Origin of the sequence: Fructobacillus tropaeoli, from assembly GCF_016860625.1 — a bacterium.
Classification (GTDB): domain Bacteria; phylum Bacillota; class Bacilli; order Lactobacillales; family Lactobacillaceae; genus Fructobacillus; species Fructobacillus tropaeoli.
This window is the reverse complement of the sequence record NZ_BOJU01000005.1, coordinates 131,093-148,418: the sequence shown is the minus strand read 5'-3', so window position 1 is coordinate 148,418 and position 17,326 is coordinate 131,093. Positions and strand designations below refer to the sequence as shown.

Annotated in this window: 19 protein-coding genes and 1 tRNA gene; 2 read left to right on the top strand and 18 right to left on the bottom strand. The window is 44.6% G+C overall.

Annotated elements, in window-relative coordinates; genetic code table 11:
• Window positions 1-35 precede the first annotated feature (35 nt).
• Window positions 36-1,574, bottom strand: a complete 1,539-nt coding sequence (gene gntK, locus FT12353_RS07695; protein ID WP_203619327.1) for a gluconokinase — start codon at window positions 1,572-1,574, stop codon at window positions 36-38.
• A gap of 153 nt (window positions 1,575-1,727) precedes the next feature.
• Window positions 1,728-2,636 (bottom strand): phosphogluconate dehydrogenase (NAD(+)-dependent, decarboxylating), encoded by a 909-nt coding sequence (gnd, locus tag FT12353_RS07690; RefSeq protein ID WP_059393594.1) that lies wholly within the window; start codon window positions 2,634-2,636, stop codon window positions 1,728-1,730.
• 151 nt (window positions 2,637-2,787) lie between these two features.
• On the opposite strand from gnd, the gene FT12353_RS07685 reads away from it, so the two are divergent.
• Entirely contained in the window at window positions 2,788-3,639 is an 852-nt protein-coding gene (locus FT12353_RS07685; RefSeq protein WP_203619326.1) for a MurR/RpiR family transcriptional regulator, read from the top strand.
• 81 nt (window positions 3,640-3,720) lie between these two features.
• On the opposite strand, the gene udk is transcribed toward FT12353_RS07685, so the two are convergent.
• The 9 genes from udk to FT12353_RS07640 all read right to left on the bottom strand — a co-directional run bounded on the left by udk (window position 3,721) and on the right by FT12353_RS07640 (window position 11,930).
• Window positions 3,721-4,356, bottom strand: coding sequence for a uridine kinase (gene udk / locus FT12353_RS07680; protein WP_168778103.1), 636 nt, complete (start codon window positions 4,354-4,356; stop codon window positions 3,721-3,723).
• Between the two features lie 183 nt (window positions 4,357-4,539).
• Entirely contained in the window at window positions 4,540-5,883 is a 1,344-nt protein-coding gene (locus tag FT12353_RS07675; RefSeq protein WP_203619325.1) for an MFS transporter, read from the bottom strand.
• Window positions 5,884-6,009: 126 nt separating this feature from the next.
• Window positions 6,010-7,023, bottom strand: a complete 1,014-nt coding sequence (locus FT12353_RS07670) for a substrate-binding domain-containing protein (protein ID WP_203619324.1) — start codon at window positions 7,021-7,023, stop codon at window positions 6,010-6,012.
• Window positions 7,024-7,122: 99 nt separating this feature from the next.
• Entirely contained in the window at window positions 7,123-7,338 is a 216-nt protein-coding gene (locus tag FT12353_RS07665; RefSeq protein WP_047975314.1) for a hypothetical protein, read from the bottom strand.
• Window positions 7,339-7,399: 61 nt separating this feature from the next.
• Window positions 7,400-7,933 (bottom strand): SprT family protein, encoded by a 534-nt coding sequence (locus FT12353_RS07660; protein ID WP_239061199.1) that lies wholly within the window; start codon window positions 7,931-7,933, stop codon window positions 7,400-7,402.
• A gap of 22 nt (window positions 7,934-7,955) precedes the next feature.
• Window positions 7,956-8,204, bottom strand: a complete 249-nt coding sequence (gene acpP / locus FT12353_RS07655) for an acyl carrier protein (RefSeq protein ID WP_047975315.1) — start codon at window positions 8,202-8,204, stop codon at window positions 7,956-7,958.
• 63 nt (window positions 8,205-8,267) lie between these two features.
• Window positions 8,268-9,296: a phosphate acyltransferase PlsX gene (gene plsX / locus FT12353_RS07650; protein WP_059393694.1), complete on the bottom strand. Its 1,029-nt coding sequence runs from the start codon at window positions 9,294-9,296 to the stop codon at window positions 8,268-8,270.
• Between the two features lie 42 nt (window positions 9,297-9,338).
• Window positions 9,339-11,372 carry an ATP-dependent DNA helicase RecG gene (recG, locus tag FT12353_RS07645; protein ID WP_239061198.1) on the bottom strand — a complete coding sequence of 678 codons (2,034 nt, stop codon included), beginning with the start codon at window positions 11,370-11,372 and terminating at the stop codon, window positions 9,339-9,341.
• Between the two features lie 243 nt (window positions 11,373-11,615).
• On the bottom strand, window positions 11,616-11,930 hold the full coding sequence (locus tag FT12353_RS07640; RefSeq protein WP_047975386.1) for a SemiSWEET family transporter: 315 nt from the start codon (window positions 11,928-11,930) through the stop codon (window positions 11,616-11,618).
• A 561-nt stretch (window positions 11,931-12,491) separates the two neighbouring features.
• Between FT12353_RS07640 and FT12353_RS07635 the strand changes: the two genes are divergently transcribed.
• Window positions 12,492-12,896 (top strand): hypothetical protein, encoded by a 405-nt coding sequence (locus tag FT12353_RS07635; RefSeq protein ID WP_168778098.1) that lies wholly within the window; start codon window positions 12,492-12,494, stop codon window positions 12,894-12,896.
• A gap of 242 nt (window positions 12,897-13,138) precedes the next feature.
• Here the strand turns inward: FT12353_RS07635 and FT12353_RS07630 are convergent, their stop codons facing one another.
• From FT12353_RS07630 to dnaI, 7 genes are all read right to left on the bottom strand, one after another.
• On the bottom strand, window positions 13,139-13,531 hold the full coding sequence (locus tag FT12353_RS07630; RefSeq protein WP_203619321.1) for a type II toxin-antitoxin system HicB family antitoxin: 393 nt from the start codon (window positions 13,529-13,531) through the stop codon (window positions 13,139-13,141).
• 37 nt (window positions 13,532-13,568) lie between these two features.
• Window positions 13,569-13,760: a type II toxin-antitoxin system HicA family toxin gene (locus tag FT12353_RS07625; RefSeq protein WP_203619320.1), complete on the bottom strand. Its 192-nt coding sequence runs from the start codon at window positions 13,758-13,760 to the stop codon at window positions 13,569-13,571.
• Between the two features lie 202 nt (window positions 13,761-13,962).
• Window positions 13,963-14,033: transfer RNA gene (locus tag FT12353_RS07620), tRNA-Cys, on the bottom strand.
• Window positions 14,034-14,118: 85 nt separating this feature from the next.
• Window positions 14,119-14,421 (bottom strand): hypothetical protein, encoded by a 303-nt coding sequence (locus tag FT12353_RS07615; RefSeq protein WP_047975318.1) that lies wholly within the window; start codon window positions 14,419-14,421, stop codon window positions 14,119-14,121.
• Complete coding sequence (locus FT12353_RS07610) at window positions 14,405-15,184, bottom strand: YibE/F family protein (RefSeq protein WP_203619319.1); 780 nt, start codon at window positions 15,182-15,184, stop codon at window positions 14,405-14,407. The genes FT12353_RS07615 and FT12353_RS07610 overlap by 17 nt, the downstream gene beginning before the upstream one ends.
• Window positions 15,181-16,278 (bottom strand): YibE/F family protein, encoded by a 1,098-nt coding sequence (locus FT12353_RS07605; protein ID WP_308438134.1) that lies wholly within the window; start codon window positions 16,276-16,278, stop codon window positions 15,181-15,183. The genes FT12353_RS07610 and FT12353_RS07605 overlap by 4 nt, the downstream gene beginning before the upstream one ends.
• A gap of 90 nt (window positions 16,279-16,368) precedes the next feature.
• On the bottom strand, window positions 16,369-17,325 hold the full coding sequence (gene dnaI / locus FT12353_RS07600; RefSeq protein ID WP_203619318.1) for a primosomal protein DnaI: 957 nt from the start codon (window positions 17,323-17,325) through the stop codon (window positions 16,369-16,371).
• Window position 17,326 lies beyond the last annotated feature (1 nt).

The following is a 17,326-nucleotide window of genomic DNA, read 5'->3' as shown; positions in this document are numbered from 1 at the left end:
AGCCACTTGGCTTTCTCTCCTATTATCTCTGCGCCTTACTTCATGTGCTTACGCTGGAAGTCGGCAATGTTATCATATTCAGTTTGCAATTGGCGTGACAAGCGAATAAAGATTGGTGCCAATTCCCGGTAAGCTTCGAAGTTTTCTGGGTCTGGTTGGTAAGTGTTTGACTTACCAACATACTTTGAGATTTCATACAAATCATCAATTTGACCCAAGGCCTTTTGAGCAACAACAACAGCAGCCAACGCCCCTGATTCAAAGGCTTGTGGCACTGTCACAGGTTGCTCAAAGATGTCAGCAAACATTTGTCGCCACAAAGGTGAGCGAGCAAAACCACCAGTTGCTTGGATGGACTTCAATGAACCAACAACTTCTTCCAAGGCCAATGAGACCATGTAGACGTTAAAGGTAATTCCTTCCAGAACGGCACGAATCATGTTTGCACGAGTATGTGAATGGTTCAAACCAAAGAATGAGCCACGAGCGTTTGCATCCCAAATTGGTGCTCGTTCACCACCCAAATATGGATGGAAGAGCAAACCATCTGATCCAGCAGGAATCTTTGATGCCACTTCAGTCATCAAGTCATAAGCGTCTTGCCCAAGCAATGCAGCCGTTGACTTCTCGGCATCAAAGAGGTTATCGCGGGCCCAACGGAAGACATCGCCACCGTTGTTAACTGGTCCACCAACAACCCAGTGATCCTTGTCCAAGGCATAAGTGAATGTCCGGCCCTTTGGATCGATAACAGGCTTATCAGAAACGACACGAATGGCACCAGAAGTTCCAATCGTAATCGCTGCAACACCAGGTTGAACGGCGTCAACACCAAGGTTTGACAATGGGCCATCACCGGCACCATAAACGAATGGTGTATCAGCGGGCAAGCCAAGCACCGTTGCGTAGTCGCTCTTCATCTTGGTTTCGTATTCATATGGTGAAACTGGTTCAGGCAATTGGTCCTTTGACAAACCAGTGACTGACAAAGCTTGCTCATCCCAATCCAAGTTAAAGATGTTGAACAAACCAGTTCCTGAGGCAATTGAAATATCCATCTTGTTTGCACCGAACAAACGGAAGAACAAATATTCCTTAATGCCCAAGTAATGAGCAGCGTTGTTGTAAATATCTGGCTGGTCATTCTTCAACCAAAGCAACTTTGACAAAGGTGCCATTGGATGAATTGGCGTTCCGGTCTTTTGGTAAATTTCCATCCCCTGACCAGATTCCTTCAATTCATCAGCATACTTAACGGCACGAGTATCTGCCCAAGTAATAACACGTGTCAGTGGCTTCCAATCCTTATCAAAAGCAATCAATGAGTGCATTGCTGATGAGAATGAAACAGCTGCAATCTTATTCTCTTCGCTCAACTTTGCCTTACGAACAACAGCAGCGAGGGCATTGGTGAAGGCGACAAAGATTTCTTCTAAGTCTTCTTCCGCCATATCCGTTTGGTCCCGGTATAAGGGATAACCAACGTTCGATTGGGCCACCACTTGGTTTTGATCATCGAACAAAACGGCCTTGGTCGAGGTCGTTCCTAAATCGATACCAATCATATAATCCATGATTATTTCTCCATCACAATTCCAGAAAAAAGGCCACTCGGCCTTCTTTCTGATAAATCAGCTTAATCTAGAATAGCAAGGTGCTTGATAGAATAAGCTTTTCAAAGAAAAAGCCCCCAAGTAACGGGAGCAAGTTTCAAAACAAATCTTAAATTACTTAGCAGCGTCCATTGCGTGTCCACCAAAGCCGTTACGCAATGCTGAAACAACCTTTCCAGTGAACGTGTCTTCTTGCAATGAACGGTAACGCATTGCAAGTGACAAGTAGATAACTGGTGCTGGAACTTCCAAGTCAAGTGATTCTTCAACTGTCCACTTTCCTTCACCAGATGAATGCATCCGTCCAGAAATCTTTGACAACTTTGGATCCTTAGCAAATTGTTCTTCGGCCAATTCCATCAACCATGAACGAACAACTGAACCGTGGTTCCACAACTTTGCGACTGCTTCGTAGTCGTAATCGAATTGCGAAGCTTCCAATACTTCGAAACCTTCGGCGATGGCTTGCATCATACCGTATTCGATTCCGTTGTGAACCATCTTCAAGTAGTGACCTGATCCCAAACGACCAGTGTACAAGTAACCATCTTCCAAAGCGATTGAAGCAAACAATGGTTCGATTGTCTTCCATGCTTCGGCGTCATCGCCACCAATCATGAAGTTTCCACCGTTACGAGCACCTGACATTCCACCAGAAGTACCAGCATCGAAGAACTTCAAACCAGCTGCAGTGGTGCGCTTGTTTTGTTCCAAGTTGTCCTTGTAGTTTGAGTTTCCACCATCAATGATGATGTCGCCCTTATCCATCTTTTCAATCAAAGTATCGATTGTTGAGTTTGTTGGAACACCGGCTGGTACCATTACCCAAACAACCTTTGGTGATGGCAACTTAGCCAACATGTCATCGATTGAGCTTGCGCCTTCAACCTTGTCTGAATAAGCATCTGCTTCTGCAACAAAATCCTTGTTCAAGTCGAATGCAACAACTTCGTGACCATTGTCAACGGCGTTCTTAACCAAGTTAAGACCCATCTTACCAAGGCCGATCATGGCAAACTTCATGTGTATTACCTCTTTTTTGAATTCTTCTATTAAACTACAATTCCCATTATATGAAAATTATTTACATGATGCAAGTGATAATTGAAAATAAATTTCAATTTAGGTATAGTATTTATATTCTTAGGTTCTTCAATAATAAAGAGAGACAATTATGCCAAATTCAATTTTTGCTAAACTCGGACAAAATCCGGCCGGTTATAATCAGACCGAAAGTAAACTGATTACTTATATTAAGGCCAAACCAGCCGAAGCTGCAACCGGCACCATCCGTGAAATGGCTGAAGAAACTGGCGTATCAACCGCTTCGATTTCACGTTTTGTTAAAAAAATTGGTTTTGCATCCTACCGTGACTTTTCGGTGGCTTTAGCTTCTTATAATCAGCGAAAGCCGCCTGTCGACTTATTTGGTGAAATTGAGGATGCCGACGACACCGCCGCCATTACAAAGAAAGTTTTTGCCGGTGCCCAAAATGCGCTTTCAATGACCAGCGATAACTTAACCGCCGAAAAATTAGACCAAGCGGTGAAATGGCTGACCTCAGCAAAGCGAGTTGGGTTCTTTGGCATTGGTGGTTCTTCGATCGCCGCCTTTGATGCCTACCACAAATTCCTACGTACCCCAATCGATGTCATTTCTCATCCCGATTACGATATTCAATTGATGCAAGCCGTCAAGTTAACGCCACAGGACACTGCCGTCGTGATTTCCCACTCCGGCCGCAATGAAGATACCCTCTTTGTTGCCCAAAAGCTAAAGGACAACCAAGTTCCCTTTATCGCCATTACTTCCTTCGCTGATTCTCCTTTAGCCAAGATGGCTGATTTAGTCTTCTTGTCATTAGCTGAAGAAATTAACTTCCGATCAGAATCAATGTCCTCTCTGGTTGCCCAGTTAACCATCATCGACACGCTTTTCACCCTTGCTGGCTCAAAGCTGCCAACTCAAACGCAACATGTCGTCGATACCATGCGTGATGTCATCGAAAGTACTCGCCTTCATTAATCACCGTTTCGGACCTTTGCTTAAAAATCAGTATTAAACAGCAAAAAACGCACTGTTGTTGAAACAGTGCGTTTTTGTGTGCTATTCTTGTTCTTCTTTTTCAACCATGGCAATCGCCTGGTTCATTAACATATCGATGGCCACAAAGTTTTCACCACCTTCTGGCACGATAATGTCTGCATAACGCTTTGTGGGTTCAACGAATTGATTGTGCATTGGCTTAACGGTTGCCAAGTATTGCTCAATCACGCCTTCAACCGTCCGGCCACGCTCGTGCGTGTCACGTTGAAGACGGCGGATAAAGCGAATATCATCATCCGTATCAACGAAAACCTTCAAGTCAAGCAAGTGACGAACACGAGCGTCGTTGAAAAGCAAAACCCCATCAACAATGATCACATCGGCCGGCTCAATATGAACCGTTTCGCTTGATCGTGTATGTTGTGCATAATCATAAACCGGAATATCAATTGCCTGGTAGTCAATCAACTTTTCCAAATCAGCGACGAATCGATCCGTTTCAATCGAATCCGGATGATCATAGTTCGTCTTAACCCGTTCAGACATTGGCTTGTCAGACTGGTCCTTGTAGTAAACGTCTTGCTGCAACAAGACTGGCTGGTTTGCACTTAAACGAGTGATTAACGCCTTGGAAACGGTGGTCTTACCAGAACCAGACCCACCTGTAATACCAATTAGTAACGGTTTCTTTGCCAAAATTGCCTCCAAGGGGCCAAAAAGCCCACTCAATCATTTTTTATTATCCAACCTATTTTACGTGATAACGGCCCTAAAAGCTAGTATCATTTTGTTTCAAAAAGGGAAATCAGCGAAATAAAAAGCCCGGAATTTGTCTATCAAATTCCGAACTTCCAATCAAAGCAATTTCTTTTCTGATTTTTAATCCTGCTTTTGGACGCGAATTCGACTGGCCAATAAGTAACCAGATAACGGAATCAAGATAAACCAAGCAGCCGTGTGGTTCAAAGCAGCCCCATAGGAGGTCGACTTGATAAACACACCAATCAAGATACTAGCAACCAAAATCGATGTCGCCCCAATCACCTGGCGCATAGTCGTAATGATGGCTGTACCGTGGGAAACTAAGTGCTTAGGCAAAGCATTGTTGGCAGCCGTAACTGCTGGCATCATGATGAAGGCATTCCCACCTTCCAGAAGCATGGCACCAATGATGGCCAGTAACAGGTACTTTGTTCCAAAGACAGCTAAGTCTAAGTAACCCAAAACCATCATGGTTGAGCCAAGCAAGACTAAGGGACGCAGACCAATTTTTTCCAGCAGCCGACCGGCACGTGGGTTCATGGAAGACAAGAAGACGGCTGCCGGAATCATCAACAGACCTGAAAGAACTGGCACCAGATGATAAACCTTTTGGAAGTACAACGGCATCAAGACCGTTGCGGTAATTAAGCCGGAATAAGACATTCCCGTCAACAGCATGGCGGGCAAGTAACCCTGATACTTGAAAACTCGTAAGTCCAAGAATGGCGTTTCTTCCTTCAGCTGGCGAACGACAAAGGTCAACAAAAAAATGACGGAAAGCAGCAAAATCAGTCCCAGTGGCCAATTCCAACCAGTAGCTGGTAAGACTGAAATCGTATAAAGAATACCGGCAAAGCCAATCAGAAGAAAAGCAGACAAAAAGTCAAAGTTACGTGGCTCTAATTTGTGCGTATTTTCAATCTTGGATTGCATTGTCGTAATCAAAACTAGCAAGATGATAAAGAATAGGCCGAACAAAATCCGCCATGATCCCCATTGCAGAACAATCCCGGAAACGATTGGGCCAACAGCCAGTGCCGAACCCATGACCAGACCGACGGTCCCCATTGCCACACCACGGTCATCCTTTGGTGTATTTTCTAGAATTACCGCCTGGTAAGTTGGAAAAAGTGCTCCAACGGCAACTCCCTCAAGTAAACGACCAATCACAACACCAAGAAAATTTGGCGTAACCATCGCATACAATGTTCCAATAAGAAAGACACCGACAATCAAATTCAATAACTTTTTCAATGGAATGTTGTCTAGTAACCAGGGTGACAAAGGCATCACTAAGGTCATAGCAACCATAAAGCCAGAGGTTACCCACTGCACATTAGCAGCGTTAATCCCAAACTGCTTCATTAAAATTGGATAGGCTGTCGTCATCGTGGACTGAGAGATTGACATCGTAAAGGACGTAAATAACAATACCAACGAAAATGGCGATAAGCGCTTCATATTTTTCAAGGAAATCTCCCCCTTTGTTGATTATCCCTTTATTCTATAGAAAAAATTCAAAAATGGCAAGTTATTTATAATGATTCTAAATTAAAAGGAAACCCTAGAATGGATTTCCTGGTTTAATTATTTAGTTCTTGTCGATCCGCGACTAATCAAAGTGTATGGCAACTTAATTTGTGTTTCCGTCAATTTTTCACCATTCATCAGCTTCGTCAACATCCGCATGGCAACGGCCCCAATATCGTACTTAGGCTGGTTTATTGATGAAAGCTCTGGTCGGGAAACAATCGAAAAATTCGTGTTGTTTGATGTCACAATTTCCAAGTCTTCCGGTACCTTGTACCCATGGTCCTGATAATAGTTCAGGATGGAAACAGCAATTTCATCATCGTAAGCAACAACGGCCGTCACATCCTGGGCCATTAAATCAGCAGCCTGTAGTTGGCCAGCCTCATAGGTCCGTGCTTTTGCAAAGACTAGCTGGTCATCGTAATCGATGCCCGCTTCTTGCAAGGCACGTTGGTAACCAACTAAACGAAAATCCTGATCAATTGCTCGGTCTCTTGAACCAAGAACCAAAGCGATTCGTTGGTGACCGCGGGCGAGCAACTTAGTAGTGACCGTTTCAAAAGCAGTCACATAATCGATGTTAACAGATGGCAAAGCTTCATTCTCGGCCACCGATCCGGCCAAAACAATCGGAACGCCGGCAGATTGAATCATGGCCATCACTGGCTCCGAGAGCTTAGTCCCCATATAAATGATACCGTCCACCTGCTTCGTCATCAGATTTTTGATAGCTGTCACTGCCCGATCCTGTTCATCATCGGTATTGGTTAGCAAAGCATCGTATTGATACATTTGGGCGATGTCATCAACGCCGCGAGTCAATTCAGAATAGAAAATATTCGTCACATCAGGCATGACCACGCCAATGGTGGTAGTCTTCTTGGAGGCTAAGCCCCGGGCTACCGCATTGGGCTGGTAGCCTAGCTCGTCAATTGCCTTCAATACTTTGTCTCTGGTTGACTGGCGCACATTATCATTGCCATTAACAACTCGGGAAACAGTGGCCAGTGAAACTCCGACCTTTTCGGCGACATCATAAATTGTTGCGTTTTTCTTTTGCTCTGCCATCGCCATAACTCCTTATATAAAGCCTCTTCTAAAGTTCAATCATAGCAAAAAAAGGCCGTTTGTGCAAACGCTTACACGGCCTTTTCATTTTCATTTAAATTACAAGACATTTTCATCTTGGTGCGTGTCAAGCAATTCTTGTTGACGATAACGCCAATAAGCAATGCCCATGAAACCAAAGCTACCGACAAGCATTAGGAAGAAAGCGGCAACAAGGGTTAACCAGGTTGGCCAGCCATGGTTGGCTGCCCATAAAAATACAATTGGGTAGGCTAGTAAAATTAGAAAACTCCAGCCAACTTTAAATAAAGTCATGATTCCTTTCCTTTAATTCATAAAAAATAATGGTTTGCTTGGCCAAGAAATTTTTCAAGAACTACCGCATTTCCTCAACCAAGGTCAATTGTGTTCGACACTGACCACAGCGATATTTTTTCGTGTCCACTCGTCGTTTTCGATAAAAGTCATGGCCGTTTTGGCAACGATAATGCCATTTCACGCTCTGCTGCTTTCTTGGCTCTAGAGCCGGTGCATAGCGCGATCCACCGACTTGCTGCAAGAGTTTCTTAAAATCGGCATCTTTATGCTGATAGCCTCGGTGCGCCAGATGGAGGTGATAATGGGTTAGTTCGTGCTTGACAATACCGATAAAATCAGCCCGATGGGCCATCTTCGGATTGAAATCAATATGATGGTCAGCTAGGTGGTAGCGACCACCCGTTGTTTGCAAGCGGTTATTATAGATTGCTTGATGCGTAAAAGGCCGCCCAAAGAAATCTAAAGAAACTTTTTCAACAAAGGCCTGTAAATCGGCTTGCCTGAGTTCAGCCGATTCAAAGCCACGTCCAACTTCACCACGAGTGGGTGACGCTGATTTTTTATGCGTGGATGTCGTCCGTGGCGTTTTCACCCCTGGGCTAACTCGCCGACGATTATGCCTGGTGAACATAGACGTAATCAACGACCTTTTGCAGCGTCGTTAAGGAATCCAACTCTTCGTCTGGAATTTCCATATTATACTCATCTTCAACTTCTAAAACCAATTCAACCACATCAATTGAATCAGCCGATGTATCCTTAGCAAAGTTCAGATCGGGGCTAACCTTCTCAGCCTTTAATGAAAACCGTTGTGCGGCTTCCTTTGCTAACCGGTCATAAATCTGTTCTTTTGTAAACGCCATGTGTTACTCCTTCAGCGATTAACGGCTCGTGAGCAATATCATTCACGACCGTCAGGCTGATTTTTATTTTTCAATTTTCTTTGCCTTCAAAGCGTCGGCATTTTCTTTAATAAAGGCCGTTGTCTTCTCGACCAAGTTTTCCTGAACCATCGTTTGAATCTGGCCCATCGTGTTGGCAACAGCATTGGCTTTGGCAGAACCGTGCGTCTTAACGACAGGTGCCTTCACACCCAAGACCACAGCACCACCCTGTTCGTTAAAGTCCATCTTATGCTTCAAAGAGCGCAATGCTGGCTTCATCAAGAGGGCACCTAACATGCCACGGAATCCAGCTGATTTGATCGAATCCTTCAACTGATCCATCATCGTCAAAGCCGTTCCTTCCATAGCCTTCAATGCGGCATTACCAGAGAAACCATCGGCAACGACAACGTCGGCAGTGCCTTCCAAGATTTCACGGGCCTCAACATTGCCTAGGAAATTAAAGGCGGTTGCCTGCTTCATCAACTGGTGGGCTGCCTTGTGGGTTTCATCCCCCTTGTCTTCTTCGCCCCCATTATTTAATAGACGAACACGGGGGTTTTGAATGCCCATAACAGATTGAGCATAGAAGCTACCCAAAATCCCATATTGGTAAAGGTGCGCTGGCTTATTTTCGGCATTTGCTCCCAAGTCCATGAAAACAAATGAATCGTTAGGGCCACCAAATGATGGAATCGCAGAAGCCAAGGCTGGACGGTCGACACCCTTAATCCGGCCAACAATAAAGATGGCAGAAGAAAGGATGGCACCAGTATTGCCGGCAGAGAACAAAGCATCCGCTGTCCCTTCCTTCACGGCTGTTGCAGCGCGCACCAAAGAAGAGTCTGGCTTATTTTTCATTGCCTTGACAGGTTCTTCACCCATCTCGATTTCTTCTGTCGTTGGAATCAATGTAATTCGGTCATTATTTTGAATCAATGGGCGGACCTTAGCTTCAGTTCCAAACAATTGGAATTCCAAGCCTGCGTAACGGTCACGGGCCATTTCAACTCCCTTGACAATTTCATCTGGGGCAAAATCCCCACCCATCGCATCAATGGCAATCTTAATCACAATTTTTCTCCTAAAATTATCGTTTTCGTTTTAAATTCATTAATCAAAATGGCGGAATTGCGCCATGGTTTTGGATAAGTAAGTTACTAGGGGCTGATTTTCCACCTGGTTGTCCCAATCTGACTCACGCACGAGACTCAAGGCCTCCTGCTGGGCAATGGTCAGCATCGTCAAATCCTTAACCGGATCACCCACCTGAAATTCAGGCATTCCCGACTGCTTCGTTCCTAAGATATCACCTGCACCCCGTAATTCCAAGTCGCGTTGGGCTAATTCAAAGCCATCGGTCGTATCAACCAAGGCCTTGAGTCGTTCCTTACCATAGTCGGTCTTAGGGTCGGCCACCAAAACCGTGTAAGACTGGCGGTCGCCTCGGCCAACCCGGCCCCGCAATTGATGGAGCTGAGCCAGGCCAAAACGGTCGGCATCTAATATTAACATAATGGAAGCATTCGGCACATCGACCCCAACTTCAACGACGGTCGTCGCAACCAAAACTTGGACCTGGTTGTCCTTGAAGCCTTGCATCAAGGTATCCTTATCGTCCTTTTTCAAGCGCCCGTGTAGGAGGCCAACCGTGTAATCCGGCAAGGCTGCCTGCAAGCTTTGGTAGACTTCGGTGACATTCCGGACGTCCAGTGTCTCGGATTCCTCAATCAAGGGTGTCACCACATACGCCTGCGCTCCCTTGGCCAATTCTGCTTTCATTAAAGCAAGCGCTTGATCAAATTGCCTTTGAGAGAGCTGACTTGTAATAATCTGCTTCCGTCCAGCCGGTAACTCGTCAATCACGGAAACTTCCATTTCGCCATAGGCTGTGATGGACAAGGTTCTTGGAATTGGCGTTGCCGTCATCGCGAGGATATCGGGGTTCATCCCCCCTTCGCGTAGTTTTGACCGCTGCTTCACACCAAAACGGTGCTGTTCATCAATCACTGCTAAACCGAGATGATGGAAGTAAACGTCGTCTTGCACCAGGGCATGGGTGCCGATAACAATGTCAATGTCACCATTGGTTAAATCAGTTAAGATTTGGCGGCGCTGCGCAGCCTTCAGTCCGGAAGTCAACAGTTCCACCCGCAGGTCAATCCCCGCCTGATCAAAGAGCTTTGCCAGGCTCTTGGCGTGCTGTTGCGCGAGGATTTCGGTTGGCGCCATTAAGGCCGCCTGACAGCCGGCGGTCACCGCTGCATACATGGCGATGGCTGCCACCACCGTTTTTCCGGAACCAACATCACCTTGTAGAAGGCGGTTCATGTGCCGTGCATCGTGTTGGTCGGCCAAAATTTCGCCGACCACTCGCTTTTGGGCAGCGGTTAAGTCATAAGGAAGGCGGTCAATCAGTGTGGCAACTGCCTCTTTGTCATAGTGAAGCGGCTGACCACCAAAGGACTGGTCAGCCTGTTTAATTAATTGCAGGCGCATTTGAAAGATAAAGAACTCTTCGAAGGCCGCCGACCGCCGACCGGCCTTGGCTTCCGCTGAGTCCTTGGGAAAATGGGCCCACTCGATTTGCTGATTTTTATCAAGGAGTCGGTACTTATCACGCAAGTGTTGTGGCACCAAGTTTGGCATCTGGCCACGCAGTTGCCCCCAGGCTTGCTCAACCAAATCAGCAATCGTTTTGGCTTTGACTCCCTTGGAAGCCGGATAAATTGGATCGAGGGCATCGGTCGTGGCTGGGACTAATTTAATAGCGGATAGGGCCGCCTTGGCTGCGTTATAAGTTCCATAGACGGCGACCTCCTGGCCGACCTCGATGTTTTTAGCAACCCAGGGCTGGTTAAAGAAGGTTACCCGGATATTTTCACGATCAATCAACAATCCTAAAACCGTCTGTGACCGCTTGCCAAAGCGCCGAACCACGGCGGGTGTGGAAACAATCCCTTTAAACGTTACCTTTTCCCCATCAAGCGTTTCCGATGGCCGCCTTGCGCCCAAGTCCTCGTAGCGGAAGGGATAATAAGTCAACAAGTCTTCAATTGTAAAAATACCCAAGTCGCGTAGCGCAGCTTGTCTCTTTTCCCCGACACCGGACAGTGCTGAAACCGGGTCTTCTAAAGCCAATGACATGAGTGTATCCCCTCTTTTTGATAAGCAATATTTTACCATTTTCAAGAACGAAATGAAATATCACCCGCGCTAGCATGCCTGTCATCATCGCCTTTGCAACAATTTTGTCACGTTCGCCACCAAAATCAGAAGTCAACCAGCCAACATTCTTTTGACATGGATTTTTCATCCATGCCAGTCATCGAAGCACTGATTTCTCATTTTTTAACCATAAAAAAAGACGCCAATGGCGACTTTTGTTCTTTAATGAATAAATACTGTGATGAAAGTAATCGCTCCAAAGAAAATTCCAGGAACGTTGGAAATGATGATTGGCCAATCCTTATAAGTCTTCAACCAACCATACCCAGTCCATAGCGTAGCGTTGATCATCGCAACGGCTGGTTGGAGCCAGTTAACCGGCTCCCCACTAAAGTTAGAAATAATCTGTGGAAAGTATGAAACGTACATCAAGATGTTCATCACGGTTGCGACCTTAGAAAAGATCTTCAGCATCTTAATCCGCTTCTCATCTACCTGTTTTTTTTCTTCTGGTGAAACATAATTATCAACACGCATGCCCATGATTTTGTATCTCCTATTCCATCATTCGCTCGAATGATTGTGTCAATTATAACACAATCAGAAAAAATGCAAGGACAATCGAAGCGAAGTGTTGGATAATCAAAAATAAATATTTTTGATTAAAAAGCGCCATCATTCGTCAATCCTATCGAAATCAGTTTTATCACTCAATGGCCGAAAAATCAAAAACAAATCATTGGAATTTAATCAATATTCCAGAACTATAAACAAACTAAGACTTGCTTCATCAATTTTTAAATGAAATTTTATTACTTTTTGTTAGTTTTTATCTCATTTTTGATAGAATAAAGTATATCGCTCATCGAAGATGACATTCTATACAATTAATAGCCTTTTGTACAACCGTATAAAAGGCTAATTGCAGATTTTGTATCTTACAAATGTAGCGAAGAATTTGTCAATACATCAACACATGCTTTGGTATTTTAGTTGAAGTAAAAACAAATGTGTAGTTTGAATAATTGAATGGAAGCATTACGTGCAGAGCCGGAACCACGCTAAAAGCTGATTAACTTAGGTATTAGGAGAAGGCCCATGTTATTAGAGTCAAATCATTCAAATAGCGGTAAGGTTATCAGAATTTTAAATGAGTATGAAGTCATCGTGAACGTTGGTAAAAAAGACGGCATCTACTACGGACAAAAGCTAGGCGTCTATAAGCTGTTAGGCGAGGTCACCGATCCCTATAATGATGACAAATTCTTAGGCCGCTGTGAATCACTAATTGAAACACTGACACCATTAAAAATCGACGAAAACTACTCAATTCTATATAAGCGTCATTTCGCCGTGCCATCAACTGCACATGTTAACTACCCGTTAACTAGCAAAGAAGCACTGATTTTAAACGTAGATGACGACAATATTCTCCCGTTTGAGGATGTCAGTCGTCAGACCATTAAACTGGGCGATACTGTGAGAAATTTGCCGTTGTATTGATGGCTGTGGTTTGACCGCCTATTAAACAAAATTTGACTGCAATCCAATTAACGGAAAAAATATATTTTGTGCCTATGAGAGGCAGCAATTTGAAGGCTTAACAGCCTTCTTTTTTGTTTGCTAACACAACTTAACGCCTGAAAAATCAGAAAAACTTAAAAAAATTCATCTACCAAATTTTAATGTACACTCAGAAAACAACTTTCAACGGATACTTTGACTCACTAGCAATTATCTCCTACTCAATTCAGTTTCAACTTTTTCTTTAACCTATCAGACAGCTCTTGCGAAAAGTTAAGGCCATTCTCCCGAGCAGCCCTATCTAAGTAAGACGGAATGGTCAGCGTTTTCTTGACCAATTTATTGTCTTCTCGCTCCCTTACAAGGGAGGTATCAACCACAACAGCAAGCAAGGACTCACCTTTTTTTGTTTGAATATCAGCAGCGTTCGTTCTTTCAGGCAATTCAATCTGGTTGTCTTCAGCAGCAAGCAGATACCCTTCTAATGCATCCTTGGCCATTTCGGACGCTTCAATTTCACCATCGCCAAAAGTATTCACATTTGGCAAATCGTAGAACTTAACACCAATGCTGTCACCGTCTTGATATAGAGTTGCATAATAAATATATTTCATATCGCTCACCTTTTCAATTTTAACGTGCAAAATCAACCTAATAGCCCAATACTTTCAGTATTCGCTGGGCTGTGCCTTTAGCAATTGCCTGTTTACCGTGATTAGGTATCGTAACCAATTCTCCTGTTTCGTCCTTCAAGAACTGATAGTGACTACCTTTAATACGGACAACTTTAAATCCCTTATTATTAGCCATTTTGGACAACTTTTTGAAGTTGTACTCTACCATGCTTCCTCGTTTCTTCAAATAACATTATAACACGTATAAATATACGTGTTACTGCCAACTATCTATTTTAAAATCAGAAAAGTAATTACTTGTGAACGCCAATCGACCACAAGTAATCATACGAAATCAAGATAAAATAACGCAGTTCAAAATAAATAAAAAAAGTCCCCGACAGGATAACCCGTCAGGGACTTTACTTTCAAGGTGGCAACCGGAGTCGAACCGGCGATCAGGGTGTTGCAGACCCATGCCTTACCACTTGGCTATGCCACCAAAAAGCGTTTGAACAACGCTTATAATTATAAAGAAAATTGGTCTAAATTACAATACCTTTATGAAAGTTATTGCACAAGCTGATTTAACCTAACTTATTGTCTAAGAGAATCTGTTTCATTTCAGCCTGGATGTCATCTGGCTTGACCCACTCGTCAAAGTGGTCAGCTTCCAATGGCAAAAAATCATAGTGATGGTTAATAAAGTCCTCTACCTTTTCCACGTGAGAAGACCGCGGAATATTCATCTTCAGAATCCGCACCTCTTTAATCATCCCATGCTCAGCAGCATACTCTGCTCGAGAATTTTCGGAAATGTTGCCCAGCTCGTAGTAAATTGTGCCATCATTGCGGGTGATTTCTTCAATCAAATTAAATGTCTGATTCATCTAACAAATTCCGTCCTTCCTTTTGGTAACGGCGCTCGACCATGTAAGTCGACAGCCAAATCGATAGCAAAATACCAATCATGCCCAACAGCATCGTGGCCACTTCCATCACCAAGAGCTTGGCATTGATAAATTCCGCCAACGTGTAGTGCAGACGCAAGTACCAAATCAGAAGCGGAATATTAGCCCCTAACATCCCGAAGAAGAGCGTGTTAACCGCCGTCCCTAGAATTTGACTTCCAATGGTTTCCGCATGCTCGCTTAACGATTCCTTGGTAATATCAGGCGAACGGTCAATTACCTCGAATAAATCAGCAGTAATCGCCATCGAAGCTTCGGCAATCGCTCCCAAAGCCGAAATCACCATCACAATCACGACCAAGTGACTAAAATTGATGCCGATATTGAGCGACAAGCCCTCTAATTCATCCGAATTTTCCAAGGTATACCCTTGAACCTGGGCAAAGTGTTGGGTCAAAAAAGACAAGCAGCCAACAACGGTGGTGACCACCAAAGAGCTTTGCCAAGCAATTGCCATGACCTTCGCCCGACCGGCCGAAAGGTAGATAGCGACCGAGAGGATCATCAAAGAAATAATGGCCGTCACGATATAAGGATTAAAGCCCCAATTAACCAGGATAATCAACGTAAAAATCAGGAAAAAGTTCAAGACCAGTCCAAAAAAAGTCTTCAACCCTTGCTGACCACCAACAATCATTAACGAAAGAAGAAGGATAATAATCAGCACACAAATCGAATTCATTTTGCCGCCTCCTCTTCTTGATGACGTAACTTCCAAGCGGTCAAGCCAGCTGTGACCGGCACTGCCCAAACAATTCCAAGAGCAGAAACAACCGTCTGCAAAATTCCAAGGTTCATAACCTGGTCCAAAATATAGGACCAGTTATTACCATTGCGCAGCATCAAAATCACCATTGGAATCGTCTCGGCAATAAAAATCATAAACAAGACGTTGGTCAAAGTGCCCAAAATCTCACGGCCAACCGACAATCCCGCCTGCCAATAATCTTTAAAGGGTCGATGCGGTGATTCCCGGTGAAGGCCAAAGAGGCCAGCAACAATATCAGCCGACTCATCCATTACCGCTCCCAAAACCCCAATAATGGTTTGCGCATAGAAAATTGGGGCTGGAACCTGGGTCACAAAGGACATGGTTTCAAAGTGGACACCAATACCACCCGTGACCAGTAACACGAACCACATGACGAAAACCGCCAAGGCAGTTGTGATGGTCGTGGCCGCTAGCGTAATATGAGCCTGCCGACTGCGTCCCAAGACAAGGTAGAGCGAAAGAGCTGCCAAAGCCACTGCCACCAAAGAGAACCAGAAAACAACGGGCAAACTCTTAACGTGGACATCAACAACCAGTGCTACTACAAAGACTGCGGCGTTTAACAGAACCGATAGCAATAAGAAACTGGTCTTTTTAAAGCGAACATAAATGATTGTCGCCGTTACTAATAAGGCCACCAACGCCAAGAGCGTCGAATCGCGCTTGATGGTATCAATCTGATAAGAGCCAGAATATTCCTTCAGGAGGATTTGGTCTCCGACTTCGTAATTAGTCGTCATCGTCTGTGAGGTCATCACCTGATTTTGAATCTTAACCGTTTGGCCAGACCGGTTGAGTAATTTGACCGTCAGGTTTTGAGTATACTGACCGTCCTGGTTGCCAAATTCGTCCGTCGTGGATTCTTGACTAGTTTGCTTGACGGCCGTTACCTGGCCAACAGGGGCGGGGTACAAAAAGCTATCAAAGCGAGCCAAGAAAAAGGCCAGGATGGTCACAACGGCAATAATGGCCAAGCGGCCAAGCTGTTTTTTCATGATCAACATCCCCTCTTGCCCTCCTGAAAAAGGGCAAAGTGAAAACTTACAAAAGAAAAGGGCTGTCACAGTAACTGTCCAGCCCCCAACAGAAATTTTTTAACGACGCAAGCGCAGATTTTCGCCGGCCACCGCTACTGGTTGAGCCAAGAAAAGGATTCGCTGCATCAACCGGGCAGCCTTGCCCGGCTCTTTTGCCTCTCTCGTTTGACTCAAATACTCCTCTAATGAGGTTAAATCAAAATTAGAAGTAAAGCAAGTGGTCAACTGATTTTGCATTCGGTATTCCAAGATAACCGACAAAATAGAATCTCTCGCCCAAGCAGTCAAGTTATCCGTCCCCATATCGTCTAAAATCAGGACTTCGGCCTGCTTGGCCTGCAAAATAATATCGTCTGTTTTTTGATCAGCGCCATTTTTGTTAAAGCCGGCCTTCAAGTCCTCAATCATCGATGTCCAGTGGACCATCATGACCGAAATCCCGTTAGCAGACAAGGCATTGGCCAAAGCCCCCATTAGGTAGGTCTTGCCGACACCAAAGTCACCATACAGGTAAAGGCCCTGAACAAAGTCGTCCTGGTGGCCTTCATCTTTTGAAACCAAAGCGTCAAAAAGTCGCACGGCCGCAGAAACAGCAGCCTGGCGACCAGGGTGTTGGCCGACCTCCGCTACTAATTGCTTCAAATCAGCCTGGCGCACATCCTTTGGTACCGAAAACATCTTCAGCATCTTCTTTTGCATCAAAGATTCCTGGGTTTTCTGGCTGGCCTGATAGGTCACATGTGGGTAACCCTTTTCAATCGTTAGAACGGGATGGTAGCCGGGGAAAAGCCCACTGTCCGGATTTTTACTCTGATGTTTTTGATTAACATACTCGAACAAGTCCATCATCGACACCGCGAAGGCATCGGGTTTTAGCTCTTTTTGATGTGCCTGCCAGAAATCTTGAACGTCTTGATCGTTCTTGATTACTTCTAGGGTTTGCGCCAAACGGGCATTGGAAACTTGGGGGTATTTTTTTTGAAAATCTTTTAAGGCTGACCCTAAATCTTTCATT